The organism is candidate division KSB1 bacterium, from assembly GCA_034506335.1.
Taxonomy (GTDB): Bacteria; Zhuqueibacterota; Zhuqueibacteria; order JANLFK01; family Oleimicrobiaceae; genus Oleimicrobium.
The window spans coordinates 32,712-55,968 of record JAPDPR010000016.1; the positions used below are offsets into that span (position 1 = coordinate 32,712).

General features: G+C 59.5%; 23 protein-coding genes and 1 tRNA gene. 21 read left to right on the forward strand and 3 right to left on the reverse strand.

Annotated features, from left to right (window positions below):
- Nucleotides 1-4: 4 nt before the first annotated feature.
- From ONB25_06890 to ONB25_06900, 3 genes are all read right to left on the reverse strand, one after another.
- Nucleotides 5-77: transfer RNA gene (locus ONB25_06890), tRNA-Thr, on the reverse strand.
- Nucleotides 78-583: 506 nt separating this feature from the next.
- Nucleotides 584-856, reverse strand: coding sequence for a hypothetical protein (locus tag ONB25_06895; protein MDZ7392600.1), 273 nt, complete (start codon nucleotides 854-856; stop codon nucleotides 584-586).
- Between the two features lie 264 nt (nucleotides 857-1,120).
- Complete coding sequence (locus ONB25_06900; GenBank protein ID MDZ7392601.1) at nucleotides 1,121-2,044, reverse strand: fibronectin type III domain-containing protein; 924 nt, start codon at nucleotides 2,042-2,044, stop codon at nucleotides 1,121-1,123.
- A 548-nt stretch (nucleotides 2,045-2,592) separates the two neighbouring features.
- On the opposite strand from ONB25_06900, the gene ONB25_06905 reads away from it, so the two are divergent.
- The 21 genes from ONB25_06905 to ONB25_07005 form a co-directional block, all read left to right on the forward strand.
- On the forward strand, nucleotides 2,593-3,471 hold the full coding sequence (locus tag ONB25_06905; GenBank protein MDZ7392602.1) for a metal ABC transporter substrate-binding protein: 879 nt from the start codon (nucleotides 2,593-2,595) through the stop codon (nucleotides 3,469-3,471).
- Nucleotides 3,468-4,223 carry a metal ABC transporter ATP-binding protein gene (locus ONB25_06910; GenBank protein ID MDZ7392603.1) on the forward strand — a complete coding sequence of 252 codons (756 nt, stop codon included), beginning with the start codon at nucleotides 3,468-3,470 and terminating at the stop codon, nucleotides 4,221-4,223. Before ONB25_06905 ends, ONB25_06910 begins: the two co-directional genes overlap by 4 nt.
- Nucleotides 4,216-5,022, forward strand: coding sequence for a metal ABC transporter permease (locus ONB25_06915; GenBank protein MDZ7392604.1), 807 nt, complete (start codon nucleotides 4,216-4,218; stop codon nucleotides 5,020-5,022). Before ONB25_06910 ends, ONB25_06915 begins: the two co-directional genes overlap by 8 nt.
- A gap of 108 nt (nucleotides 5,023-5,130) precedes the next feature.
- A complete protein-coding gene (locus tag ONB25_06920; protein ID MDZ7392605.1) occupies nucleotides 5,131-6,804 on the forward strand; it encodes a methylmalonyl-CoA mutase family protein in 1,674 nt (557 codons plus the stop codon).
- Between the two features lie 12 nt (nucleotides 6,805-6,816).
- On the forward strand, nucleotides 6,817-7,227 hold the full coding sequence (locus tag ONB25_06925) for a cobalamin B12-binding domain-containing protein (protein ID MDZ7392606.1): 411 nt from the start codon (nucleotides 6,817-6,819) through the stop codon (nucleotides 7,225-7,227).
- On the forward strand, nucleotides 7,224-8,177 hold the full coding sequence (meaB, locus tag ONB25_06930; GenBank protein ID MDZ7392607.1) for a methylmalonyl Co-A mutase-associated GTPase MeaB: 954 nt from the start codon (nucleotides 7,224-7,226) through the stop codon (nucleotides 8,175-8,177). The genes ONB25_06925 and meaB overlap by 4 nt, the downstream gene beginning before the upstream one ends.
- Nucleotides 8,174-8,593, forward strand: coding sequence for a methylmalonyl-CoA epimerase (gene mce, locus ONB25_06935; GenBank protein ID MDZ7392608.1), 420 nt, complete (start codon nucleotides 8,174-8,176; stop codon nucleotides 8,591-8,593). The genes meaB and mce overlap by 4 nt, the downstream gene beginning before the upstream one ends.
- Entirely contained in the window at nucleotides 8,583-10,133 is a 1,551-nt protein-coding gene (locus tag ONB25_06940; protein ID MDZ7392609.1) for an acyl-CoA carboxylase subunit beta, read from the forward strand. Before mce ends, ONB25_06940 begins: the two co-directional genes overlap by 11 nt.
- A 10-nt stretch (nucleotides 10,134-10,143) precedes the next feature.
- A complete protein-coding gene (locus ONB25_06945) occupies nucleotides 10,144-10,485 on the forward strand; it encodes an OadG family protein (protein ID MDZ7392610.1) in 342 nt (113 codons plus the stop codon).
- 6 nt (nucleotides 10,486-10,491) lie between these two features.
- Nucleotides 10,492-10,983 carry a biotin/lipoyl-binding protein gene (locus ONB25_06950; GenBank protein MDZ7392611.1) on the forward strand — a complete coding sequence of 164 codons (492 nt, stop codon included), beginning with the start codon at nucleotides 10,492-10,494 and terminating at the stop codon, nucleotides 10,981-10,983.
- 1 nt (nucleotide 10,984) lies between these two features.
- The gene (locus ONB25_06955; protein ID MDZ7392612.1) at nucleotides 10,985-12,130 is read left to right on the forward strand and encodes a sodium ion-translocating decarboxylase subunit beta; all 1,146 of its coding nucleotides are present in this window, start codon (nucleotides 10,985-10,987) and stop codon (nucleotides 12,128-12,130) included.
- 32 nt (nucleotides 12,131-12,162) lie between these two features.
- Complete coding sequence (locus ONB25_06960) at nucleotides 12,163-13,776, forward strand: C69 family dipeptidase (protein ID MDZ7392613.1); 1,614 nt, start codon at nucleotides 12,163-12,165, stop codon at nucleotides 13,774-13,776.
- A gap of 33 nt (nucleotides 13,777-13,809) precedes the next feature.
- The gene (locus tag ONB25_06965; protein ID MDZ7392614.1) at nucleotides 13,810-14,085 is read left to right on the forward strand and encodes a cupin domain-containing protein; all 276 of its coding nucleotides are present in this window, start codon (nucleotides 13,810-13,812) and stop codon (nucleotides 14,083-14,085) included.
- A 140-nt stretch (nucleotides 14,086-14,225) separates the two neighbouring features.
- Nucleotides 14,226-16,451: a selenide, water dikinase SelD gene (gene selD / locus ONB25_06970; GenBank protein ID MDZ7392615.1), complete on the forward strand. Its 2,226-nt coding sequence runs from the start codon at nucleotides 14,226-14,228 to the stop codon at nucleotides 16,449-16,451.
- Between the two features lies 1 nt (nucleotide 16,452).
- Nucleotides 16,453-17,337, forward strand: a complete 885-nt coding sequence (locus ONB25_06975) for an A/G-specific adenine glycosylase (protein ID MDZ7392616.1) — start codon at nucleotides 16,453-16,455, stop codon at nucleotides 17,335-17,337.
- 99 nt (nucleotides 17,338-17,436) lie between these two features.
- Nucleotides 17,437-18,330 carry an LEA type 2 family protein gene (locus tag ONB25_06980; GenBank protein MDZ7392617.1) on the forward strand — a complete coding sequence of 298 codons (894 nt, stop codon included), beginning with the start codon at nucleotides 17,437-17,439 and terminating at the stop codon, nucleotides 18,328-18,330.
- A gap of 21 nt (nucleotides 18,331-18,351) precedes the next feature.
- On the forward strand, nucleotides 18,352-19,113 hold the full coding sequence (locus ONB25_06985) for a ubiquinone/menaquinone biosynthesis methyltransferase (protein MDZ7392618.1): 762 nt from the start codon (nucleotides 18,352-18,354) through the stop codon (nucleotides 19,111-19,113).
- A gap of 284 nt (nucleotides 19,114-19,397) precedes the next feature.
- On the forward strand, nucleotides 19,398-19,889 hold the full coding sequence (locus tag ONB25_06990) for an asparaginase domain-containing protein (protein MDZ7392619.1): 492 nt from the start codon (nucleotides 19,398-19,400) through the stop codon (nucleotides 19,887-19,889).
- Nucleotides 19,890-19,931: 42 nt separating this feature from the next.
- Complete coding sequence (gene nagB / locus ONB25_06995) at nucleotides 19,932-20,741, forward strand: glucosamine-6-phosphate deaminase (protein ID MDZ7392620.1); 810 nt, start codon at nucleotides 19,932-19,934, stop codon at nucleotides 20,739-20,741.
- Nucleotides 20,742-20,753: 12 nt separating this feature from the next.
- A complete protein-coding gene (locus ONB25_07000; protein MDZ7392621.1) occupies nucleotides 20,754-22,751 on the forward strand; it encodes a DUF4954 family protein in 1,998 nt (665 codons plus the stop codon).
- On the forward strand, nucleotides 22,748-23,257 hold a 510-nt coding region (locus ONB25_07005), incomplete at its 3' end, for a flavin reductase (protein ID MDZ7392622.1). The genes ONB25_07000 and ONB25_07005, both read left to right, overlap by 4 nt.

Below are 23,257 nucleotides of genomic sequence, written 5' to 3' on the forward strand. Positions count from 1 at the left end.
GTTGAGCCACCTGTCGGAATCGAACCGACGACCTGCTCATTACGAGTGAGCCGCTCTACCAGCTGAGCTAAGGTGGCATACTTGCTCGTGCAAGTTGCCTGCCTCTGTTCTTACAAGAGGCCGATGATAATGTAGCAATTTGGAATTTGCGAATCAAGCGAAAATGTGAGGGCTCCAGGAGGCCACTTACGACCGTACATGCTCCTTCTCAGCGGATTCGTCTCACCTATGCGCACCCCTTCTCCTGGCCGTAGCATGCGCCCGTGGCTTCCAAGAATGCCAATAGCTGTCTGCACCAGCCCCACCCGTGGTCGGCGCGACAGGGGCCCAGCATGAGAACTTCCCACCAAGAAGGGGATGGACAAAAGATTGCTTGAAACGTTACCAACGGGACAGCCCCCACGCAGGATCCCTGACTACGCCCCAGGGGAGGTCGTTGCGCGTTCCGTAGAGTGCCAGGATGGCCGAAAACGTCCCCCCGTCCAGAAGAACGCCATCAACACTCTTTCTCCTCCGGGTCCTCCGTCACGGCCGCAAGCAAGTGCACAAGAAAACAGCCCTCACGAGACATGAGCCCCCGCCCTTACCTTTTGGTTCCGGTCAACTTCTTGGCCCACTCCGCAGCCCAGATGCCAAGCAAGCCAAGCACTATGTCGAGATGGGTGTCCAGTCGCATCCACCACTTGAGCGGGGCCGTCAGGGACCAATCCAGCATTTCCCACACCTCTATGGCAAAGACCAAGATGATTGCCCACGCGCGCTTGATGCCACTCCACCGCATGAGCACAAAGAAGATGAGGAAATGAATGAACCACGAGATCCACTCAGTGTGAAGAAAAACTCTCAATAAGCTCATCGCAGGACAATCTACTTATCTCATCGCCCAAGACCTTCGCACGTGTGGTGCCCTCATGGATCTGGCCCGGACTAACCACGTTCTTCCCCTGGTGCGCAAAACTCCTTGCAAAGACCCTGTTGACCTCGCTACTGCGCGAAGAGCACGCGAGAGAATCACAAAAGCTCAGATCTATCATGGGCGACACGAGTTGATAAGTCGACGGCCCCGCGAAAGGAATCGCGAGGCCGTCGAAGTAACTGTGCCGTCTGGCAGCCCGCGTCCTCAGTGAACGCCGATCTGCCATAGCAGGTCGGACACCTTGTAGTTTCTGTTTCCGGCTTGCTGCTGGAAGGCCGCGTTGAAGGTGATAGAGTAGTCCGCGGCTATCTGGGTTATGATAAGTTTGCCATAGCGATTGTCCCCGGTCCTCACTGCGTACACATGCCCCAGGAGCGCCGCTATTGACTCACCCGTCCGAGAGTAGCCCTGCTCAGGCGCGATGTCCGCAGCGTCCAGCTCACTCATGTACCCGAGGTCCTGCACCCCGGCGCCGTTCATGCCGGCAATCCAAGGACGAATGTTCTGGTTCGTTGGACTGGGATCGAAAGCTTCATTGACGAGGTCGACCACACCATCGGTGGTAGTGTAGTCACCAAGAATAGTGGGAACCGCGACCACTCTCAGCTCGTGGAAATCGAACCCTGCCCGCGAATCGTCACCTGTCACGTCTGCCGTGGATGCAGAAGTAATGGTGATTGTCCGAATCTCAGGCCTCGGTGTGTCCGCCACGATGTTGCTCGGGTAACTAACCTTCTTCTTGTCCTTCTTGTTGTAGGCCACCACGGTGAAACTGTAGGTGGTGCCGTTGGTCAAATTGCGAACAACCACGCTGACCACGCCGTCCGAGGGGCCGGAAAACGCGACGGAATCAACTTTGGAAAAGATGTTGGTGTTCAGGCTACTGTCAGCCGAAAGATGGGTATAGTCACCAGTAGCCTTGAACACGAAATACCCGCCAAAGTCGTCCTCATAGTTCGAGGTGTACCAGAAAAGGGTGATCTGCCTGTCCTGCGTCACCGATCTGAGACCTAAGGGCGGCGACAGTTTCTCCTTCTCGATCGTTTTGAGGATGCTCTCCGCCTTTTCGCACCCGGCGACCATGGCCAGGACCCCCAGGATCGCTGCTATCCACATTAGTCTCTTCATTTTTTCCTCCTGGATTCAATAGTTTTACCTCAGTCTCCCACTGTTTCACTCGAGCAATCCTCCACTCATATCATCGCTGTCACATCTCACAGTCCTCCTCTTTCGTTCACGGGCCCACTTGTTCTCTCTTGTGCGCCGCTGGCAAAACGCCCAAAAGCGCAGGTGTCGTGAGCATACTCCACTGAAGGCGCACCATGGCTCCTAAAACAATTGGAGGTAGCGGACCACTACGCCCACCATGCTCAACCCATCTTTGACCGTGCCCGCACCACACACCTGGTGGCCTTGCTGTCCATCATTTTGTTTTCTTAACCACAACCATCAGTTCTGCCCGATAGGTCGCTGACCTGCGCGTAATGTAGACACCTTTGCACACAATATCAAGCCTTTTTTCGAGCACACGCAACTGGTTGCCGCCGATGCGGGTCGGCTGGCTGCAGGTGGGCCCGCGGCGATGTCTCACGCTTCGCCGCCCCTCGCTTACCCACAAATCCCTTGCTTTTTACCCAAACTTTTGTACTTTTTGCACACAGCGAGGAGCCACGCCAATGCGCATAGGTCTATCCGTCCTTTTGGTCGCCTGCTTGATTGGCAGTGCTGGCGCACAACAGATTAGCTATGTGACCACTATCCAGCCGTTCCGGGCGATTCTCCAGGAGGTAGTGGGCTCCCGGGCACGCGTGCATGCTTTGTTGCCCCCTGGGGCCTCGCCCCACACGCATCACCTGCGCCCTTCGGATGTGCGGGCGGCCCAGGAGGCCACGGCGCTCTTCATAGGAGGCCGTGGTCTAGACGACTGGGCCTCTGAATTACCATGTCCGCGGCGAGTGGTTTTCCTTGGGCTACTACCCCAGGACTCTTTGTTGCACATGAATAACAAGCACCGGACGAAGCAGGGGGAACATCAACACGCCCATGGGGACGTGGACCCTCACTTCTGGACTGACCCTTTGGCGGTGCGGGCTCTGCTTCCAGCGCTTGTGGATTCCCTGTGCGCGTTTGACCCTGCGGGATGCATCCTTTACCGCACTGCCGCTGCCCGGTTTGCTGCTCGCCTGGATAGCCTCACTGAAGCCATTGCCCTCACTCTGGACAAAGCGCGGGGCAGTCGGGTTCTTTTAGCCCACCCCTTCTTCAATTACTTCCTGCGGCGATTCGGCATCGAAGTGGTGGGCACAGTCGAGGTTGCAGCCGGCAGCGAGCCGAGTGCGCGCGTCCTGCAGCGCCTGAGCCGGGAGGCCACCGCCTCTGGGGCACGGGCTCTCTTTACCCACCCGCAACTGCCCGACCGAGCCGCCCGGGTGGTGGCAGAAAGCGCAGGCATCCCGTTCCACCAACTTGACCCCATCGGCGGGAGCGAGGGAAGGTTTACCTACGAAGAGCTCCTCTGGTACAACACCCGTATCCTGGCCAGGGTGCTCCGATGACCAAGACGGCTATTGAGGTTGAAGGGCTCGGGGTGCGCTTCGGTGAACATGTGGCGCTCAGCAACGTCACGTTCACCATCCCCGAGAACGCCTTTGTCGCGATTGTGGGGCCCAATGGAGGGGGCAAATCAACCCTCCTCAAAGTGCTTCTAGGTCTCTTGCCCCCTTCCACAGGCACGGTGCGCATTTGGGGGCGATCGCCTGAAGAAGTGCCACCGGAGTGGATCGGCTATGTGCCACAGGTCAAGACAATGGACCGGTCTTTTCCCGCGCTCTCGGTGGAGCTGGTGATGACCGGGCTTATTAGGCGCTGGCCTTGGCGGAGTGCGCGCCGTGTGCGCCAGGAGGCTATGGCTGCCCTCGAGCGAGTAGGGGCCGCGCATCTGGCGCAGCGGCCTTTGGCCAAACTCTCCGGGGGCGAGTTGCAGCGCGTCTGCCTGGCGCGCAGCATGGTACGCAGGCCACGCCTGGTCATGCTCGACGAGCCCGCCACGGGCATCGACGCCATCGGCGAAGCCGACATGTACTACATGCTGGAGGCCTATCAGCAGGACTCGGGCGCCACCCTGCTCATGGTCACCCATGACTGGCATGCAGCAACGCACCACGCAGATTTGGTCCTGCTCTTGAATAGGGCGCAGATCAGCTTTGGGCCGCCGCGCCAGGCACTCCACGAAGACAATCTGCGCGCCGCCTTTGGCCATATCGGCCACGCACACGAACTCAAGTTTCTCATGGAGTCCCATGAGTGAGCTCTTCTCCCTTCCTTTCATGCAGCGCGCCCTGCTGGGCGGTCTACTGGTGGGCTTCCTGGCCAGTTACTACGGTGTCTTCGTCGTCCAGCGCGGATTGAGCTTCTTGGGCAGCGGCTTGGCGCACGCAGCGTTCGGCGGCGTGGCCCTGGGCCTGCTCCTCAACATCGAGCCCCTCTGGGTAGCTGTCCCATTCACCCTCTTGGTAGCGCTGGGCATCGCCTGGGTGCACAACCGCACCAAACTTGGTGGGGACACCGCTGTGGGGATTTTCTTCTCGGTAGCCATGGCATTAGGAATCCTTTTTCTATCCCTCCGCCGCCAGTACACGGCTGATGCGTTTACCTACCTTTTCGGTTCCATCCTGGCGGTGAGCCAGGCGGACCTGATTTTGGCCTTTGGGGTGCTGACACTCACTCTCCTCGCCCTGCCGCTGTGGCGGCGGTGGTCTTACGCCGCGTTCGACCGTGAGCTTGCCCAGGCAGACCGTCTCCCGGTAGAGCGAGATGATTACTTTCTGGTTCTTCTCATTGCCGTCACCGCGGTGGTCTCCATCAAGATTGTGGGAATCGTGCTCATAGCGGCCTTCTTGGTCATTCCTGCGGCGGCAGCCCGCCTGCTAGCCCGCACCTTCCGGCAAATGACCATCATCTCGGTGGCGGTCGGCATGAGCAGCGCCCTCACCGGACTGGTTGCTTCTTACTACCTGGACGTACCGAGTGGCCCCACCATCATCCTCCTCCAGGCAGGTGTCTTCTTCCTCGCCATGCTGGCAGCTTCAACGCTTGCGAGACTTTGACCTCCTCCCGCATGTCGCTACAAAAAGTGCTGTTTGCTTTCAACGATTTTTTATATCTTTGTGCGCCATTCCGAATAGAAGCCAGTTTTGGAGGTAACGACAATTAGGATGAGCGAGCACGAGTTGTTACACCTTGAGCGCAAGAAGTGGGAAGAGACTACACTTAAGAAGGCGTTGAGTTCCCACCCCGAGCGCAAGAAGTCGTTCTCAACGGGCTCGTGGCTGCCCGTTGAGCGCCTCTATTTGCCTCACCCTATCACCCCTGAGGAGTACCAACAAAAGCTGGGATTTCCCGGAGAGTATCCTTTTACGCGCGGCGTGCAGCCAACTATGTACCGGGGCAGACTATGGACCATGCGCCAGTATGCTGGCTTTGGCACCGCAGAGGAGTCCAATGCACGGTACAAGTACCTGCTCAGTCAAGGACAGACTGGCCTATCGGTCGCCTTTGACCTGCCCACGCAGATCGGGTACGACTCTGACGACCCACGCGCCCGTGGTGAGGTGGGCAAAGTGGGGGTAGCCATCGACACGCTGCGCGACATGGAGATCCTTTTTGACGGCATCCCCTTGGACAAAGTCTCCACTTCCATGACCATCAACGCCCCGGCCTGCGTGTTGCTGGCCTTTTACATCGCCGTGGCGGAAAAGCAGGGGGTCCCGGCGGCGCAGCTTGAGGGGACAATTCAGAACGATATTCTCAAGGAATACGTGGCGCGGGGCACCTACATCTTTCCGCCAAAGCCTTCTCTCCGTCTCATTACCAACATCTTTGATTACTGTGCGCGTGAAGTGCCAAAGTGGAACACCATCAGCATCTCCGGCTACCACATTCGCGAGGCGGGGGCTACGGCGGTACAGGAGGTCGCCTTTACGCTGGCCAATGGCATCGCGTATGTGCAAGCGGCTTTGGACGCAGGCTTGGACGTGGACCGATTCGCGGGGCGGCTGTCGTTCTTTTTCAACGCCTACAATGACCTCTTTGAAGAGGTGGCCAAGTTTCGCGCCGCCCGGCGCATCTGGGCAAAAATCATGAAAGAACGCTTTGGCGCCAAAGACCCGCGTTCGATGATGTTACGTTTTCACACCCAGACCGGCGGCAGCACCCTCACCGCGCAGCAACCGGACAACAACGTGGTGCGCGTGACGATTCAGACCTTAGCAGCAGTGCTAGGCGGGACGCAAAGCCTCCACACCAACTCGCGCGACGAGGCTCTGGGGCTGCCAACGGAGGAATCGGTGCGCATTGCCCTGCGCACGCAACAAATTGTGGCGCACGAATCGGGAGTTGCCAACACCGTGGACCCGCTAGCCGGCTCCTACTACGTGGAAGCCCTCACCGACGCCATCGAAGCTGAGGTCTGGAAATACATTGACACAATAGATAAGATGGGCGGCATGGTCGCTGCGATCGAGCAGGGCTACGTCCAGCGGGAGATCCAAGACGCGGCGTATCGCTACCAACGGGAGGTAGAGAGTGGCGATCGGGTAGTGGTGGGGGTGAACTCGTACGCCATTGATGAGCCGCCGCCAAAGGGGATCATGCGCGTCGATCCGCGCCTGCGAGAGGTCCAGATCAAGAAGCTGGCTGAGGTGAAGGCACAACGCGACGGGCAGGCCGTGGAGCGCGCCCTCGCGGCCCTCCGCCAGGCGGCACGCCAGCCGGATGTGAACGTGATGCCCTTTGTGCTTGCTGCGGCCAGGGCCTACGCGACTCTCGGCGAAATCTGCCAAGTCTTCCGCGAGGAGTTTGGGGAATACCAAGAAACAGTCGTGTTGTAGCAGGAGATACCCATGGCGAAAAAGAGGCTCCGCATCCTCATTGCCAAACCGGGACTGGACGGCCACGACCGCGGTGCCAAATATATAGCCCGCGCCCTTAAGGATGCGGGCTACGAAGTGATCTATACCGGCATCAGGCAGTCGCCGGAGGCCATCGCCAGCGCTGCGATTCAGGAGGATGTGGACTTTGTAGGGCTGAGCCTCCTGTCGGGGGCACATAATGAGCTCTTCCCGGAGGTGGTGCGACTGTTGCGTCAGCGCGGTGCCACGGAGGTTATCGTCTTTGGCGGGGGTATCATCCCGGAGGAGGACGTTCCCTTCCTGCACCAGCAGGGCGTGGAGGCCATCTTTACCCCTGGCACTCCCATCGCCAAGGTGATAGAGTTTATCGAGAGCAACAGGGCGCGGGTTGAGGGCAGATGAATCTGGCAGAGCGGGTGCGCGCCGGTGAGACTGTGGCCATCGCCAGGGCCATGAGCGTCATCGAGAATGAGCAGCCGGAGAAAGAGACCTTAATTGACGCCCTCTCCGCCCACTGTGGCGCCGCGCTCGTCTTAGGGGTGACCGGACCGCCGGGGTCCGGCAAGAGCAGCTTAGTGGACCAGCTTATCCGCCACGAACGGCGCCAGGGCCGGCGCGTGGGTGTGATCGCAGTCGACCCCAGCTCCCCCTTTTCTGGAGGAGCCATTCTCGGCGACCGGCTGCGCATGCAAAGCCACGCCATCGACGACGGCGTCTTCATCCGCTCCATGGCCTCACGCGGCCACCTGGGAGGCGTGGCGGGCGCCACTGCCGACGCCATCAAGGTGCTGGACGCCGCCGGCTTCGACCGCATCCTGGTGGAGACCATGGGCGTAGGCCAGAGCGAAATCGAGGTTATGGAGCTGGCCGACATCGTGCTCCTGGTGCTGGTACCAGGACTGGGCGATGAAATCCAGGCGCTCAAGGCGGGCATCATGGAAATCGGCGACATCTTTGTCATTAACAAGAGCGACAAACCCGAGGCGGCCAAAGTGCGCGCCCAGGTGGAGTATGTGCTCGGGCTGGCACGGGAACAGCGCAAACCGCCCCACCCCGTGGTCATGACCTCTGCCATAAACGGCCAGGGCATTGATGAGCTGGCTGCGGCGATAGAGGACTACCACGCGGCCATGGTGGCTGAGGGTCTGCTCACCCAGATTCGACGCCAGCGGATAGCACGCGAACTGCTGCGCATCATCGCCGCCAAAGTGCAGCAACAGGCCAACTCTTTTCTTGACCTTGAGCAACACCTTGACACCTGGGTGCAGTGCGTTCTGGAAAAGCGCTGCGGCCCCTATGCCTTGGTCACCGAACATCTCAATAACTTTTTGCAGGAGCGCACAAAACGATGATCACCCACATTGCCCATGTCGGCATAGCCGTCCGCTCGCTCGAGGAACACCTTCCGCTCTATCGCGATGTGCTGCGACTTCCTCTGGTGGGCGTCGAGGAAGTACCTGAGCAAAAGGTACGCGTGGCAATGTTCAAGGCCGGAGACGCCAACATCGAGCTGCTGGAGCCACTGGGCCCGGACAGCCCCATCGCTTCCTTCTTGGAAAAGCGCGGCGAGGGCCTCCACCACATCGCTTACGCCAGCGATGACATTGCCGCCGACATTGCCCATTTGCAATCACACGGGGTCAGGATGATCGATGAGAGACCCAGACAAGGAGCGCACGGCACCCTCATCGCTTTCCTCCACCCCAGTTCATCAGGAAAGGTGCTGACGGAACTCTGCCAGCACCAGGGAGCGACCCATGAGCATTGAGCGCAAGATTCTCGAGCTAAAGCAGAAGCAGGAGATTGCCCGTCTCGGCGGGGGCATTGAATCTATCGAAAAGCAGCACGCCAAGGGGAAGCTCACCGCGCGCGAGCGCATCAACTTGCTGCTTGATAAGAACAGCTTTGAAGAATTGGACATGTTTCGCACCTCCACCACTAGCCAAGTGGGGCTCGGCGACAGGCAGGTGTTCGGGGATGGGATCATCACCGGCTACGGCAGTATCTTTGGTCGGCTGGTGTTTGTCTACTCATTCGACTTTACCGTGTACGGCGGGTCACTGTCCCAGGTAGTGGCGGAGAAGGTGGTGAAGGTCATGGATATGGCGGCCAAGGTGGGGGCACCCGTCATCGGCATCAACGACTCGGGCGGCGCCCGCATCCAAGAAGGAGTCGATGCCCTGGCCGGTTACACCGACATTTTCCTTCGCAATGTGCTCTATTCGGGTGTCATTCCACAAATCAGCGCCGTGGTGGGGCCAGCCGCAGGCGGCGCCGTCTACTCCCCTGCTTTGACCGACTTTATCTTCATGGTCCGCCGCACCTCGTTCATGTTTCTCACCGGGCCCAAGGTGGTCAAACAGGTGACGCACGAAGAGGTCTCGGCCGACGAATTGGGCGGTGCAGACGTTCACGCAACCAAGAGCGGTATCACCCATTTCACCTTCGACGACGAGTACAGCCTGTTCGAGGGCATCCGCAATCTGCTTCGCTACCTCCCCCAGAACAACATGGAGGAGCCGGTGGCGATTCCCAATACCGACCCCCCGGAACGCCTCAGCGAGGAGCTCAACTACGTCGTGCCGGAAAGCCCCAACAAGCCCTACGACATGAAAGCCATCGTCAAGACCGTGCTGGACAACAACGAGTTCATGGAGGTGCAGGAGCTTTATGCTCCCAACATCGTCATCGGCTTTGGCCGTCTGAATGGGCGGGCAGTGGGTGTGGTAGCCAACCAGCCTAAACATCTGGCAGGGGTACTGGACTGCAAGGCCTCGGTAAAGGCGGCGCGCTTTGTGCGCTTTTGCGACTGTTTCAACATCCCAGTGGTCACCTTCGAGGACGTCCCCGGTTTCATGCCCGGCACAGCCCAGGAATACAACGGTATCATCGCCCATGGGGCCAAACTACTCTATGCCTACGCCGAGGCCACCGTGCCAAAGATTACGGTCATCACGCGCAAGGCATACGGCGGCGCCTTCTGCGTGATGAACTCCAAACATCTGCGCGGTGACATCGTCTATGCCTGGCCCACAGCCGAGATTGCAGTGATGGGTCCCGAAGGGGCAAGCGAGATCATTTATGCCAAAGAGATTCAGGCCGCCGAAGACCCTGAGAAGAAGTTAGCGGAAAAGATTCAGGAATACCGCGAAAAGTTCGCCAATCCCTATGTGGCCGCAAGCCGCGGCATGATCGACGAGGTGATCGAGCCCAAGATCACTCGCTACAAGCTCATCAAGGCCCTGGAGATGTTGAAAAACAAGCGGGACGAAAACCCGCCCAAGAAGCACGGCAACATTCCGCTGTAGGGGGGGATCGATGACGGAAAGTCACCGGTTATTAGACGCCCTGGTGGTAGTCGGTGCGGGCGTCACGGTAGTCTTTGTAGGCCTGGTGCTCATCTGGTTTGCCATTTCCCTTTTTAACTGGCTTTTCAGTCGACGCACCAGGGTGGCACCGCCGCAGGAGGCACCTCCGCCGTCCGCCACGCATCAGGAAGTGCCGCTCGCACACCTTCTGGCCATCGGTACGGCAGTGGAGCTTTACCGCCGGCTGCATCTTGACGTTCCGGAGAGCGCGGTTACCTTCGAGCGTGGCGACGAGCGTACCGGATGGAAGCTTGGGGTGCGGTACGGCCAGCGGCAACACCCCGTGAGGTAAGAACAGATGAAAGAAAAGCGCCTGATCCTGGAGATAGAAGGTAAGGAGTACACCGTCCTGATCACCGATTTTGGTCCCCACGGGGCGACCATTTCTGTTGACGGCCACTCCTACAAGGTAGGTCTGAAGGACTTGGGGACGGAGCAGGTAGCCGACGTTCGTCCGGCGCCCGCCCCTCCGCCTTCGCCTCTGGCCCCGCAAGTGCCGGTGTTTGCGCCGGCAAAACGAGTGGCCCCGGGCTCGCCGGTGCACCGTCCGCGCACCGTGGGCAGCGACTATGCCATTGCCTCGCCTCTACCAGGACTGATTCTCAAGATTCTCGTGCGGGATGGCGACATTGTCAAGCCTGGTCAGCCGGTCGCGATCTTGGAAGCAATGAAGATGGAAAACGAAGTAACTGCGCAAAAAGAGGGGATGGTCATCGACGTCCGTTTCAAAGAAGGCGACTCTGTGAACCAGGGGGACGTTCTAGTCCTCCTCAAGCCGGTGGAAGGGTGATATGGAGCTCCTCTTCAAGCTCGTACGCACGACCGGCTTCGCTCACGTGGAAGTCGGCAACTTGCTGATGATTGTGGTGGGTTGTGTAGCGCTCTATCTGGCCATTGCCAAAAAGTATGAACCCCTGCTGCTCGTGCCCATTGGCTTCGGCATCATTGTCGGCAACATGCCCTATGCCCCGGGTTTGCCCTTGGGCGTATACGACACGGTAAGTAACGGTTACCCGCAAAATAGCGTGTTCAGCCTCATCTACTACGGTGTCACCTCGGGAGTTTTTCCGCCCCTCATCTTTCTCGGGATCGGCGCCTTGACCGATTTTTCCTCGCTGATTTCCAACCCCAAATCGGTCCTTCTGGGGGCTGCCGCCCAGCTTGGGATTTTTGTCACCTTTTTTGGCGCCATCTGCTTGGGCTTCAGTACCAAGGAGGCGGCTTCCATTGGCATCATCGGCGGAGCAGACGGTCCTACCTCCATTTTTCTTGCCTCCTTGTTGGCACCGCACTTTCTCGGCCCCATTGCCATCGCCGGGTACTCGTACATCGCGCTAGTACCTCTCATTCAGCCGCCGATCATGCGTCTTCTGACCACCCGCAAGGAGAAGGTGATTCGCATGAAGCCCCCACGCCCGGTAAGCCAACGGGAAAAGGTCATCTTCCCCGTCGTCGTGCTCCTGGTGGCGGCCTTGGTCGCGCCGGGCTCGCTGCCTCTGGTGGGCATGCTCATGCTTGGCAATATCCTCAGAGAGAGTGGGGTAACAGGCCGGCTGGCTAAGACTGCCGGCACGGCTCTCCTGGATATCTGCACCATCCTGCTTGCTTTCTCGGTGGGTGCGAGCACGCAGGCGCGCGTGTTTCTCACCCCCAAGTCGCTGGGAATATTCGCTCTTGGCCTGTTCTCGTTTATCGTCGCCACTGCGGGCGGCGTGCTCTTTGGCAAGCTCATGAGCGCTCTATCCAAGGAGCCGGTTAATCCGCTCATCGGCGCAGCGGGTGTATCGGCAGTGCCGGACTCGGCACGCGTCGTGCATCTCTTCGCGCAGCGCTACGACCGCGACAACCATCTGCTCATGCACGCCATGGCACCCAACGTGGCAGGAGTCATCGGCTCGGCAGTGGCGGCCGGTGTCTTCATGGGTATCTTCCGTTGAACAGAAGGCTGAACGAAGAAGGAGGCGAATGGATGCTGAGTAGGCGGACCATCCAGCTGGTTGGGGTCTTGCTCCTTGTTGCTTTGGCCCGTGAGGGGCTCGCGTGCACCAATTTTCTGATCACCAAAGGTGCCACGGCCGATGGCTCAACCATGATCACCTACGTCGCCGACTCGCATGAACTGTACGGCGAACTCTACTACGCTCCGGCTGCCAGCCATCTTCCGGGGAGTTGGCTGGACGTGTACGAGTGGGACACCGGGAAATACTTGGGTAAGATCCGGCAAGTCCCCCGAACCTACGCGGTGGTGGGGAATATGAACGAACACCAGGTCGCGATCGGCGAGACGACCTGGGGCGGACGTGAGGAGCTCCGCGATCCAAAGGGCATCCTCGACTATGGGAGCCTGATGTACATCGCCCTCCAGCGCGCCACTACTGCCCGCGAGGCAATCAAGGTGATGACCGAGCTCGTGGCTGAGTACGGCTACTGCAGCTCCGGCGAGTCGTTCTCCATTTCGGACCCCAACGAGGTCTGGATCATGGACATGATCGGCAAAGGGCCGGAAAACAAGGGCGCCGTATGGGTGGCACGTCGCGTGCCCGATGGGTACATCACAGCCCACGCCAACTACCCGCGCATCCGCCGCTTCCCCCTCAACGACAAAGAAAACTGCCTCTACGCCAAGGACGTGATATCCTTTGCGCGGGAGAAGGGCTACTTCAGTGGCAAGGATGAGGACTTTAGCTTTGCCGAGGCGTACGCGCCGGCTGACTTTGGCGCCCTGCGCTTCTGCGAGGCACGGGTGTGGAGCTTCTTCCGCCGCGCGGCACCGAGTCAACAATTTTCTATGGACTATGTCCGCGGGGACGTGAAGGCCGAGCCCCTGCCCATCTGGATCAAACCGGACAAGAAGCTCACCGTGCGCGACGTCATGGAGCTGATGCGCGACCACTTCGAAGGCACCGAGTTCGACCTGTCCGTGGGCGTGGGCGCCGGACCGTATGGGCTCCCCTACCGCTGGCGACCGTTGACCTGGATGGTGGACAGCGTGCGCTACTTCAATGAGCGAGCCATCTCCACGCAGCAGACGGGGTTTTCTTTCATCGCCCAGGCCCGCTCTTGGCTGCCCAACCCAGTCGGCGGCGTACTCTGGTTCGGCGTGGATGATACCTACAGCACCGTCTATGTGCCCATCTATTGCGGCATCACAGATGTCCCTCGAAGCTACGCCGTGGGCACCGGCTCCTTTGACCAGTTCACCTGGGATTCGGCTTTTTGGGTGTTCAATTTTGTGGCTAACTATGCCTACTCCCGCTACTGCGACATGATCAAGGACATCCAGAAAGTACAGCGAGAGTTGGAAGGAAAGTTCATAGCCGCACAACCCGAGGTCGAGAAGGCTGCGCTGGCTCTTTACCAAACCTCACCCAGGCTCGCGGTCGATTACCTGACCCAATACTCCGTTCGCCAAGCCGAAGATACTGTAGCACGGTGGAGGAAACTGGGGGAGTTTCTCATCTACAAGTACCTCGATGGCAATGTGAAGGACGAACACGGCCATGTGAAACACCCCGGGTACCCGGAGAGCTGGTACCGGCAGATCGTGCGGGACAGCGGGGACCGCTACCGCGTGCCGCAGTGAGACGAGATTGTGGCTTTTTGATGCGGAGGGAGCATGAGTTCGATCTCCGTCACCCACAACCCTTCGGCAGAAACTCTGGAAAAGCTGGGTGTGAAAAACTGGCCCATCTGGACAAAAGAGGTCTCGGAGTTCCCCTGGTTCTACGACGAAAAGGAGACCTGCTACTTCTTGGAGGGCGAGGTAACCGTCATCCCAGAAGGGGGTGACCCGGTCATCATCCGCAAGGGCGACCTTGTGGTCTTTCCGCAAGGAATGTCCTGCACATGGAAAATCCACAAGGACGTCCGCAAGCACTACAAGTTTGGATGAGACCAATAGAGGACGGATTTCCCTTTCCCTACTGACACCCTCTCCAGAGGGAACCCGAACGGCTGAGACGGATTCCCTCGTGGCGGACCCTGGCTCTCCCCCTTTGGCATGGAGGGAAGGACTGCGAGGCGAGCACAAGTGTGACCATAGCCAACATGGCCAAGGAACAATTGCCCATCTATCTCGACTATAACGCCACCACACCCATCGATCCACAGGTGGCGCAGGCGATGCAGCCGTACATCAATCGCCACTTTGGCAATCCATCGAGCGCGCACGCCTTTGGTGTGGCAGCGAAAAAGGCGGTGGAACATGCTCGGACGCAGGTGGCCGCAATGCTCGGCTGCCGCCTGGAAGAAGTCGTCTTCACCAGCGGTGGCACCGAGTCGAACAATATGGCCATCATTGGCGTGGCCTATGCGTATCGTGCGAAGGGGAACCACATCATCACCAGTCAAATTGAGCACCCTGCGGTGCTCGAAGTTTGCCGCTTTCTGGAAAGCCAAGGATGGGTGGTTACTTACCTGCCTGTGGACGAGTACGGACTGGTGGATGCCGCTACACTCGAGGAAGCTATCACGCCACAGACCGTGCTTGTGAGCATCATGCACGCCAATAACGAAGTGGGCACCATAGAGCCCATTGCGGCTCTCGCCGAGGTTGCCCATCGCCACGGCGTGCTAGTGCACACTGATTGCGCGCAGTCAGCGGGCAAGATTCCGGTAAAGGTGGACGAGTTGGGGGTTGACCTCCTTTCGATTGCCGGACACAAGCTGTATGCGCCCAAGGGGGTGGGTGCGCTGTACGTACGCACCGGGGTCAATCTGGCAAAGGTCATGCATGGGGCGGGGCAGGAACTGAACCGTCGGCCCGGCACGGAGAATGTCATCGAAATCGTCGGGCTGGGCGAGGCGTGCGCGCTGGTGGAGGAGAACCTTCCTGCGTACGCCGAGCAGATGCGCGCCACGCGCGACCGTTTGGAGACGGGACTCAAAGAGCGTCTCCCTGATCTGCGCGTGCACGGCCATCCAGAGCAGCGCTTGCCGAACACCTCAAGCCTCGGGTTCCCGGGGCTTGAGGCGGGTACCATCCTTGCGGAGCTGACCGGCGTGGCTGCCTCTGCTGGGGCTGCGTGCCACAGCGAAAGCGTGGAGATTTCCCATGTGCTCCGCGCCATGGGCGTGCCGTCCCACTATGCGGTGGGCACCATTCGCTTTTCCACCGGCCGGCATACGACCGCTTCCGAGATTGACCGCGCCATTGAGCACATCGTCTCGGTCGTGGAACGCCTGTCCGCACGAGCGCCCGCGGCGGTCACTTTGAGTGAAGGAATTCGTCTCACGCACTTCACCCACGGGCTCGGCTGCGCTTGCAAACTCCGGCCGCAGCTTCTCGAACAGGTTCTGCGGAGCATGCCTTTGCCCACTGACCCCAACGTCCTTGTTGGCCCGGAGACCTCCGACGACGCAGCGGTGTACAAAATCGACGACCGCACCGCCGTTGTGCAAACAGTGGACTTTTTCACGCCGGTGGTGGATGACCCATACCAGTTCGGCGCCATTGCCGCAGCCAATTCGCTGAGCGACATCTACGCCATGGGCGGCAGACCACTTTTTGCTCTCAATGTGGTTGGCTTTCCCAGCAATCGCCTACCCATAGAGGTCTTGCAAGAGATCTTGCGCGGCGCCACATGGGTTGCTGAGCAGGCGAGCATCGCTATCATCGGGGGACATACGGTGGACGACACCGAACCCAAGTTCGGCCTGGCAGTCACTGGCGTCATCGCCCCGGATGCCATCATTACCAACCGCGCAGCGCAACCCGGCGACGTGCTGATCCTGACCAAACCGATCGGTACCGGGATTCTTTCCACGGCCCTCAAGCAAGGATTGCTGTCGAAGGACCAGGAGCAGATGCTCTTCCGCACGATGGTCGAGCTCAATCGCGCAGCGGCGGAGGCCATGCGGGCGGTGGGCGTCCATGCCTGCACCGACATCACCGGTTTCGGGCTGCTGGGCCATCTTTTGGAGATGATGAATGGCTCGCACACCTCAGCGGAGCTCCATGCCGCCGAGGTGCCCATACTGCCGGGCGTGGTCGAGCTGGGAGTCGCGGGCGTGGTGCCTGGTGGAACCAAAGACAACGCCCGATTCACTGCGCCGCAAGTAAGGTATGCCGCGCACATCTCCGAGATTCAGCGCCTGGTGCTCAACGACGCCCAGACCTCGGGCGGGCTGCTCATTGCCGTCCCTGAGGCCCGTGCGGAGCGCCTTTTGGAGCAGTTAAAGAGCCGTGGCGTAACCAGTGCGACCACTGTGGGCCGCGTGTGTCACCGCGATGAAAAGGCAGTTATCACAGTGCGGTAAGATGGGCCTGAACAGGATGGCCTTTTCGACAAAGGCCCCCATTCCGGGCCAGACGTTGCAAAAGCACCCGCTGCTCTCGCCGGAGCAGGTCATCGACTTCCGCCGACTCATCTTGTCCTACTATGAGGCGCACGGCCGCGATCTGCCCTGGCGACGAACCGAGGACCCGTACTGCATCCTAGTCTCCGAGGTGATGCTGCAGCAGACTCAAGTGGAGCGGGTGCTGCGGGCGTACCCTGCATTCATTGCCAGATTCCCATCCCTGCATGCGCTCGCCAAGGCAACAGTGGCAGAGGTCCTGGCAGCCTGGCAGGGCCTGGGCTACAATCGCCGCGCCCTTGCCTTGCAACGTACCGCGCATCTGCTCGTGGAAAACCACGGTGCAACAGTCCCGCCAAACGAGTCCCTGCTAGCCTCTTTGCCAGGCATCGGGCGCGCCACCGCGGGCTCAATTTGTGCGTTTGCCTTCAACATGCCTACGGTCTTTGTGGAGACCAACATCCGGACGGTGTTCATCCACTTTTTCTTCCCTGGCCAAATGCCGGTGCGAGATGTGGAAATTCTGCCCCTGGTGGATGCGACCCTGGATCGCACCAATCCCCGGCGTTGGTATTCGGCCCTCATGGACTATGGGGTGATGCTAAAAAAGACCCACGGTAATGCCTCTCGGCGTAGTCTTTCTTATCGGCGCCAAAGTGCGTTTGAGGGGTCTGACCGACAGGTACGTGGGCAGATCCTGCGGTTGTTGGTTGGCAGCCGCAAATGGACCCTGCGTGCTCTCGCTGCCGAGCTGGGCCAATCCGAGGAACGTGTGGCCCGCATTGCGGATGCATTGGCACGCGAGGGCTTTGTCACTCGCCAGGACGGCGTGATCCGCCTTCGCTGACGGCAATCGCATGTGGGCCAAGCAATAGAATCGCCAGGTAGCTTAAAGAGGGACAAACAACAATCGTTGGGAATCACAACCTAACAGGAGGGGAAAACCATGAGCAAGTCTATTTCTGCCCGGCGTTTTGCCCTATGGAGACACAGTCGCGAGGCGGTGCGTTTTGCAGCATTAACCTTTCTCGCTGGAGGACTAGTTGGAGGTTGCGCGGCGCTCAAGACAATGGGGATCAAGGAACCGACTGCCACGGTGCGGGGTGTGCGACTCACCTCGCTTTCCTTTGACCAGGTGGGGCTGACTGTGCAGGTGGCAGTGCAAAACCCAAATGCCGTCTCGGTCTCCCTGGCTGGTTATGACTATGAATTGAAAATGGGCGACGTTCCCCTTCTCTCTGGGCTGCAGGAGCAAGCGGTGGCTATCCAGCGCAAGGCCGAAAGCGTCGTCGATATTCCCGTTACGCTGCGTTTCGCCGAGCTATTCGAGAAGCTACAAACCGTAGCCCAGCAAGACAGCGCCGACTTGGGGCTGGCCGCCAACCTGTGGGTTGATCTGCCGGTACTCGGACGCACCAAGCTGCCCATTAAAGCGCACCACAGAGTGCCTGTGCTCAAACTGCCCGCATTGAGCATTGAAGGCATCCGCGCCAAGATGGTGGGCCTTACAAGCGCCGAGATAGGTCTCCAAGTGCGGGTCCACAATCCCAATTCCTTGGGTTTCAACATCAGCCGGTTGAGCTATGCGCTCACGCTCCATGACAAGGTCCCGGCCAACGGACTGCTTCAGAACTTGCAATTGCCTGCACACGGCGCTGCGGAGTTTACTCTGCCCGTGACGGTTGACGTGGTCAAGGTAGGCCAAGCGCTCTTTTCGACCCTCACCTCAAAGCAGCCGCTGAAGTACGACTTGAAAGCAGACGTGGTGATGGGCACGGGACTCGACCTGCTCCGCGAGGCCTCGCTCCACCTGACCCACAGTGGGCAGATCGCGCCCTGAGCAGAGCCGGCGCACATTGTCATGGGTCACGTGGCAAGCAGCTCTTGGCCCAACAGTGGGGAGGCCGGAGCGCCGGCAGGCCTTTTTCCGCTCATTGCGCGGCGGTATGACCTCCTGAACCGCATCATTTCCTTTGGCCAGGACTTGCACTGGCGGAGGCTTGCTGCCGCGCGCTGTATGCCACTGACCCAGGGCCGCGTTTTGGACGTGGCCACTGGGACGGGCGACCAGCTTTTGGCTTTGGCAAGAGTGCTGGACCCAGGCTGTCAATTGGTGGGCCTGGATAGCTGTAGCACCATGCTCGGGCGGGCTCAAGAGAAAATTTCCCGCCAATATGGGCGAGCTTCCATCTATCTTTGCCGTGCGGAGGCGCTCAATCTGCCATTTCGCGACGGCTCGTTTGCGGCGGTGACGATGTCGTTTGCCATCCGCAACTTCCCGCAGCGTCTCCGCGCGCTATCCGAAGCGCGCCGGGTGCTCATCCATGGCGGGCGCTTGGTCATACTCGAGGCCAGCGTTCCCGACAACGGCTTCGTGCGGCTCCTCTTTCGTGCCTACTGTCGCTTCATACTGCCACTTTGCGCCGGTATGCTCTCCGGCCACTTTGCCGCCTACCGCTACCTGTGCGACTCGATCTTCCACTTTCCTCCCCCAGACGAGTTCCGTGCCCTCCTGAGCAAGGCCGGCTTCACCCCCCTCCAGGAGGAAAGCTTCAGTCTGGGCGCCGCGCGCCTGTACCTAGCGCTAACGGCCCCAGACCAACCAAAAGGTTTTTCCCCTTGATAATGACGCAGGATTTTGATAAAATGGTAAGCGTCATGTATTTCGCCGCTTGAGATAGCACCTGCCTCATTTCTGGGAAAGGTGAAGGTCGGGAGGGACGTCACGCCGAAAAGGCTGCTGCGCTCAATGGCTTGCTCACAGCCGAGCGAAGAACCTTCAGCCCGCCTGACCCTCTACGGCAGAGGTCGGCGAAGCCAGCGCCGTGCGGGCTAAGGCGGACTGAGGGCCCCGCGCTCTCGACCAGATGGGGCTTTCGGTAACTCGCAACTGACAGTTGGACTAAGATGGCAAGGATCAAAATACTCACCACTGGTGGGACAATTGACAAGATCTATTTTGACCGCAAGAGTGAATTTCAGGTCGGTGACCCCCAGATCGCTGAGGTGCTGAGCGAGGCCAACGTGGTGGTCGACTATGAGATCCAGCAGCTCATGCGCAAGGACAGCCTGGACATGACCGACGAAGACCGCCGGCTTATCCGCCAGGCGGTGGAAAGTGACACAGCTCACCGGCACTTTCTCATCACCCACGGCACCGACACAATGATTGATACAGCCCGAACCCTCCAGGGCATACCGGGCAAAGTGATCGTTCTGACCGGAGCCATGCAACCGGCGCGCTTTCGCCTCACCGATGCGGTGTTCAACATCGGTTGCGCCTTTATGGCCGTGCAAACTTTGCCACCGGGGGTCTACATCGTCATGAACGGGCGGGTATTTTACCCGGACAACACGGTAAAGAACGTGCCCCTTAATCGCTTCGAAGAAGTGACGTGAGAGCGGTAGGGGGGCAGAAACCCCAGCTGAAGGAGGTGTGGTATGAGGATTCTGATTTTCGACGACTATGAACATCTGAGCAAGTGGGTGGCTTACTACGTGGCCAGCAAGATCAATCACGCCAAGCCCACGAAGAGGAAACCGTTTGTCCTAGGGTTGCCCACGGGTTCTTCGCCGGTAGGTACCTATCGGAACCTGGTGCAGCTTTACAAGGAAGGCAAGGTTTCTTTCAAGAACGTGGTTACCTTCAATATGGACGAGTACGTCGGCCTTCCGGAGGACCACCCACAGAGTTACCATCGCTTCATGTACGACCATCTGTTTGACCACATCGACATTCCGCGCGAAAACATCAACATCCTCAACGGCAACGCACCTGACCTGCAGAAAGAGTGCGAAGCGTATGAGGCCAAGATCAAGAAGGTGGGCGGCATCGACCTGTTCCTGGGGGGCATTGGGCCCGACGGGCACATTGCCTTCAACGAGCCTGGCTCTTCGCTCAATTCGCGCACGCGCATCAAGACGCTGACTCTGGACACGCGCAAGGCCAACGCCCGCTTTTTCGACAACGATGTGGAGAAGGTTCCCAAGACCGCCCTCACCGTGGGTGTAGCGACGGTGATGGACGCACGCGAAGTGCTGATCATTGTGAGCGGCTACTCCAAGGCGCGTGCGCTGCGCATGGCGGTGGAGGAGGGCGTCAACCACATGTGGACGGTCTCCATGCTCCAGCTTCATCCCCATGGCATCATCGCCTGCGACGAAGAATCCACCATGGAGCTCAGGGTGGGCACGGTGAAATACTTCCAGGACATCGAGGCCCAGGCGCTGGCCACTCTTCCCGAGCTATGAGAGGTCACTCCGATGAACTTCCGCCCCCTCACTGCCGATGAGGTCCGGGCCCTGCAAGAGCAGGGGTGCAGGGCCGAGGACTGGGGCGCCGTACTTGTGGCGCCGGACTTTGACCCTGCTCGCGTGTGGCACAGCACCTTTGCCGGGCAGGTGCGCTTGGGTGCATGCCGCGGGTGGATAGAACTGCACGATGGCGTACGCAAACCATGCGGGATCTACCGTTCCTCTCTGCAGGACTGCTCCATCGGGCAGGATTGTTACATCGCCGACGTGCGCAGCCTTGCCCGCTACGATATCGGTGACCAGGTGGCGATCGAGAACGTGGGGACCATGGCGGTGGTCGGCGAGACCACCTTTGGCAATGGCGTGCGTATCGAGGTGCTCAATGAAGCCGGCGGCAGGGAAAAGCCGCTGTTTCAGGGCATCACCGCCCAGATCGCTTACTTGATTGTGACCTACCGCCACGACCACGCGCTCATCAGCAAGCTCTATGAACTGGTGGACAAGGAGGTGGCTGCCACCAAGTCCACCCGCGGCACAGTGGGTAATAGCGCGCGCATCACCGACTGCATCACCGTGCGGAACGTGGCCATCGGGCCCCACACACGCATCACCGGAGCGCTACACCTGGAGGAAGGGACCATCGCAAGCAACGAACACGACCCAGTGTTCATCGGCGAAGGGGTAATTGCCAAGAAGTTCATCGCACTGTCCGGCGCGCACATTGATGGGGCCGCAGTGGTTGACAAGTGCATCGTTGGCCAGGGGGTGCGGATTGGCAAACAGTACTCGGCCGAAAATTCCGGCTTCTTTGCCAACAGCGAGTGCTTCCATGGCGAAGCGGTGAGCGTTTTCGCCGGCCCTTACACAGTCACCCACCACAAGTCCACCCTGCTCATCGCTGGAATGTTCTCGTTCTACAATGCCGGCAGTGGCTCCAACCAGAGCAACCACATGTATAAACTGGGACCGGTGCACCAGGGGATCCTGGGAAGGGGCGCAAAAACCGGGTCGTTTTCCTACATGATGTGGCCCTGCAGGGTAGGTGCCTTCACGGGCGTCATTGGTAAGCACTATGCGAATTTTGACACTTCCGAGTTTCCGTTTTCTTATATTTTGGAGTCTGAGCGCAAGAGCGTCCTGCAACCTGCGATGAACCTCTGCACAGTAGGCACGCGCCGCGATAGCGCCAAGTGGCCCAAAAGGGACCGGCGTCGCGACCCGGACAAGCGCGATCTGATTAATTTTGCACTCTTCAGCCCTTACACGGTGGGCCGCATACTGTTAGGCATTGAGAGGCTGAACGAATTGGAGGCCGCCGCACCCTCGGATGAGCCGTATGTGCAGTACGGGGGTGTGCACATCAAGCGTGCGAAGCTGCGACCGGCCATTGATCAGTACGAGATGGCCGTGCGCGTGTACTTGGGCGAAGAGCTGGCCAAACACCTCGAAGCAGCCGGGCAGGTGCGAACCTACGGAGAGTTGATCCAACACTTGTACCGACCTCGCCCGGAGGCCATCGGCCGTTGGATTGATTTGGCCGGGATGCTCGCCCCCAAGCAGGCAGTGCAACACCTCATTGCGTCCATCACCGCTGGGGAGGTGCAAAGCTTAGAGGAGCTCCGCGCCCGCCTCAAAGCACTGCATGAAGACTACGAAGCGCTGGCCTGGGCGTGGTGCATCGACGTGATCGAAAAGAGAACCGGCACAGACTTCCGTCATCTTGGCAGGGCGCACCTGGTGAAGATGCTCCGCGACTGGCACGAGAGCGTAGCCCGCTTCAACGCGCTGGTGCTGGAGGATGCCCGCAAGGAGTTCTCCGAGCGCAGCCGCATTGGCTACGGCCTGGACGGCAGCGTGGACGAACGCGACCGGGACTTTGAAGCCGTCATAGGCAAGTATGAGGAAAACAAGTTCGTCAAGGAAGTAGAAGCCGAAACCGTCGCTGTGCGAGAGCGCGCCGCACGCCTCATCTCCTTTGTGGAATCACTCCCGGAGACAGCGCCATGACCGATCGCCTTCCATTATCGACCGATGATCTCTGCCTAAGAGTTTTCGACCTTTGGACGAACCGATGGCTGGTGCTCACCGCTGGAGACTTCCGCGCCGGGCACTACAACGCGATGACCGTGGCCTGGGGAAGCTTCGGCCAGATGTGGGAAAAACCTTTCGTTCAGGTCGTCGTCAGACCTTCGCGCTACACCTATGGCTTCATGGAGCGTTACCCCACCTTCACCCTGTGCGCCTTCCCTGAAGAGTATCGCCCGGCGCTCCAGCTCTTGGGGTCGATGTCCGGGCGCGATGGGGACAAGATCGCCGCAGCCGGCCTCACGCCTCAGGCCTCCCAGGTGGTGGCTGCGCCATGTTTTGTAGAGGCAGAGCTGGTCATCGAGTGCCGGAAGATGTACTGGGACGACCTAGCACCGGAGCACTTTGGCGACGCAGAGATCGCTTCTCTCTATCCACGTGGGGATTACCACCGCGTCTACTTTGGCGAAATCCTTGCGGTGACCGCC

Bases quoted from the DNA above. Each gene is read 5' to 3' on its own strand.
- nagB (MDZ7392620.1), top strand. From the start codon at position 19,932: ATGAGGATTCTGATTTTCGACGACTATGAACATCTGAGCAAGTGGGTG.
- ONB25_06940 (MDZ7392609.1), top strand. From the start codon at position 8,583: ATGAGCATTGAGCGCAAGATTCTCGAGCTAAAGCAGAAGCAGGAGATT.
- ONB25_06955 (MDZ7392612.1), top strand. From the start codon at position 10,985: ATGGAGCTCCTCTTCAAGCTCGTACGCACGACCGGCTTCGCTCACGTG.
- ONB25_06895 (MDZ7392600.1), bottom strand. From the start codon at position 856: ATGAGCTTATTGAGAGTTTTTCTTCACACTGAGTGGATCTCGTGGTTC.
- ONB25_07000 (MDZ7392621.1), top strand. From the start codon at position 20,754: ATGAACTTCCGCCCCCTCACTGCCGATGAGGTCCGGGCCCTGCAAGAG.
- ONB25_06900 (MDZ7392601.1), bottom strand. From the start codon at position 2,044: ATGAAGAGACTAATGTGGATAGCAGCGATCCTGGGGGTCCTGGCCATG.
- ONB25_06975 (MDZ7392616.1), top strand. From the start codon at position 16,453: ATGGGCCTGAACAGGATGGCCTTTTCGACAAAGGCCCCCATTCCGGGC.
- meaB (MDZ7392607.1), top strand. From the start codon at position 7,224: ATGAATCTGGCAGAGCGGGTGCGCGCCGGTGAGACTGTGGCCATCGCC.
- ONB25_06925 (MDZ7392606.1), top strand. From the start codon at position 6,817: ATGGCGAAAAAGAGGCTCCGCATCCTCATTGCCAAACCGGGACTGGAC.
- ONB25_06915 (MDZ7392604.1), top strand. From the start codon at position 4,216: ATGAGTGAGCTCTTCTCCCTTCCTTTCATGCAGCGCGCCCTGCTGGGC.
- ONB25_06985 (MDZ7392618.1), top strand. From the start codon at position 18,352: ATGGGTCACGTGGCAAGCAGCTCTTGGCCCAACAGTGGGGAGGCCGGA.
- ONB25_06945 (MDZ7392610.1), top strand. From the start codon at position 10,144: ATGACGGAAAGTCACCGGTTATTAGACGCCCTGGTGGTAGTCGGTGCG.
- ONB25_06905 (MDZ7392602.1), top strand. From the start codon at position 2,593: ATGCGCATAGGTCTATCCGTCCTTTTGGTCGCCTGCTTGATTGGCAGT.
- ONB25_06920 (MDZ7392605.1), top strand. From the start codon at position 5,131: ATGAGCGAGCACGAGTTGTTACACCTTGAGCGCAAGAAGTGGGAAGAG.
- ONB25_06980 (MDZ7392617.1), top strand. From the start codon at position 17,437: ATGAGCAAGTCTATTTCTGCCCGGCGTTTTGCCCTATGGAGACACAGT.
- ONB25_06965 (MDZ7392614.1), top strand. From the start codon at position 13,810: ATGAGTTCGATCTCCGTCACCCACAACCCTTCGGCAGAAACTCTGGAA.
- ONB25_06950 (MDZ7392611.1), top strand. From the start codon at position 10,492: ATGAAAGAAAAGCGCCTGATCCTGGAGATAGAAGGTAAGGAGTACACC.
- ONB25_06910 (MDZ7392603.1), top strand. From the start codon at position 3,468: ATGACCAAGACGGCTATTGAGGTTGAAGGGCTCGGGGTGCGCTTCGGT.
- ONB25_06960 (MDZ7392613.1), top strand. From the start codon at position 12,163: ATGCTGAGTAGGCGGACCATCCAGCTGGTTGGGGTCTTGCTCCTTGTT.
- ONB25_06990 (MDZ7392619.1), top strand. From the start codon at position 19,398: ATGGCAAGGATCAAAATACTCACCACTGGTGGGACAATTGACAAGATC.
- mce (MDZ7392608.1), top strand. From the start codon at position 8,174: ATGATCACCCACATTGCCCATGTCGGCATAGCCGTCCGCTCGCTCGAG.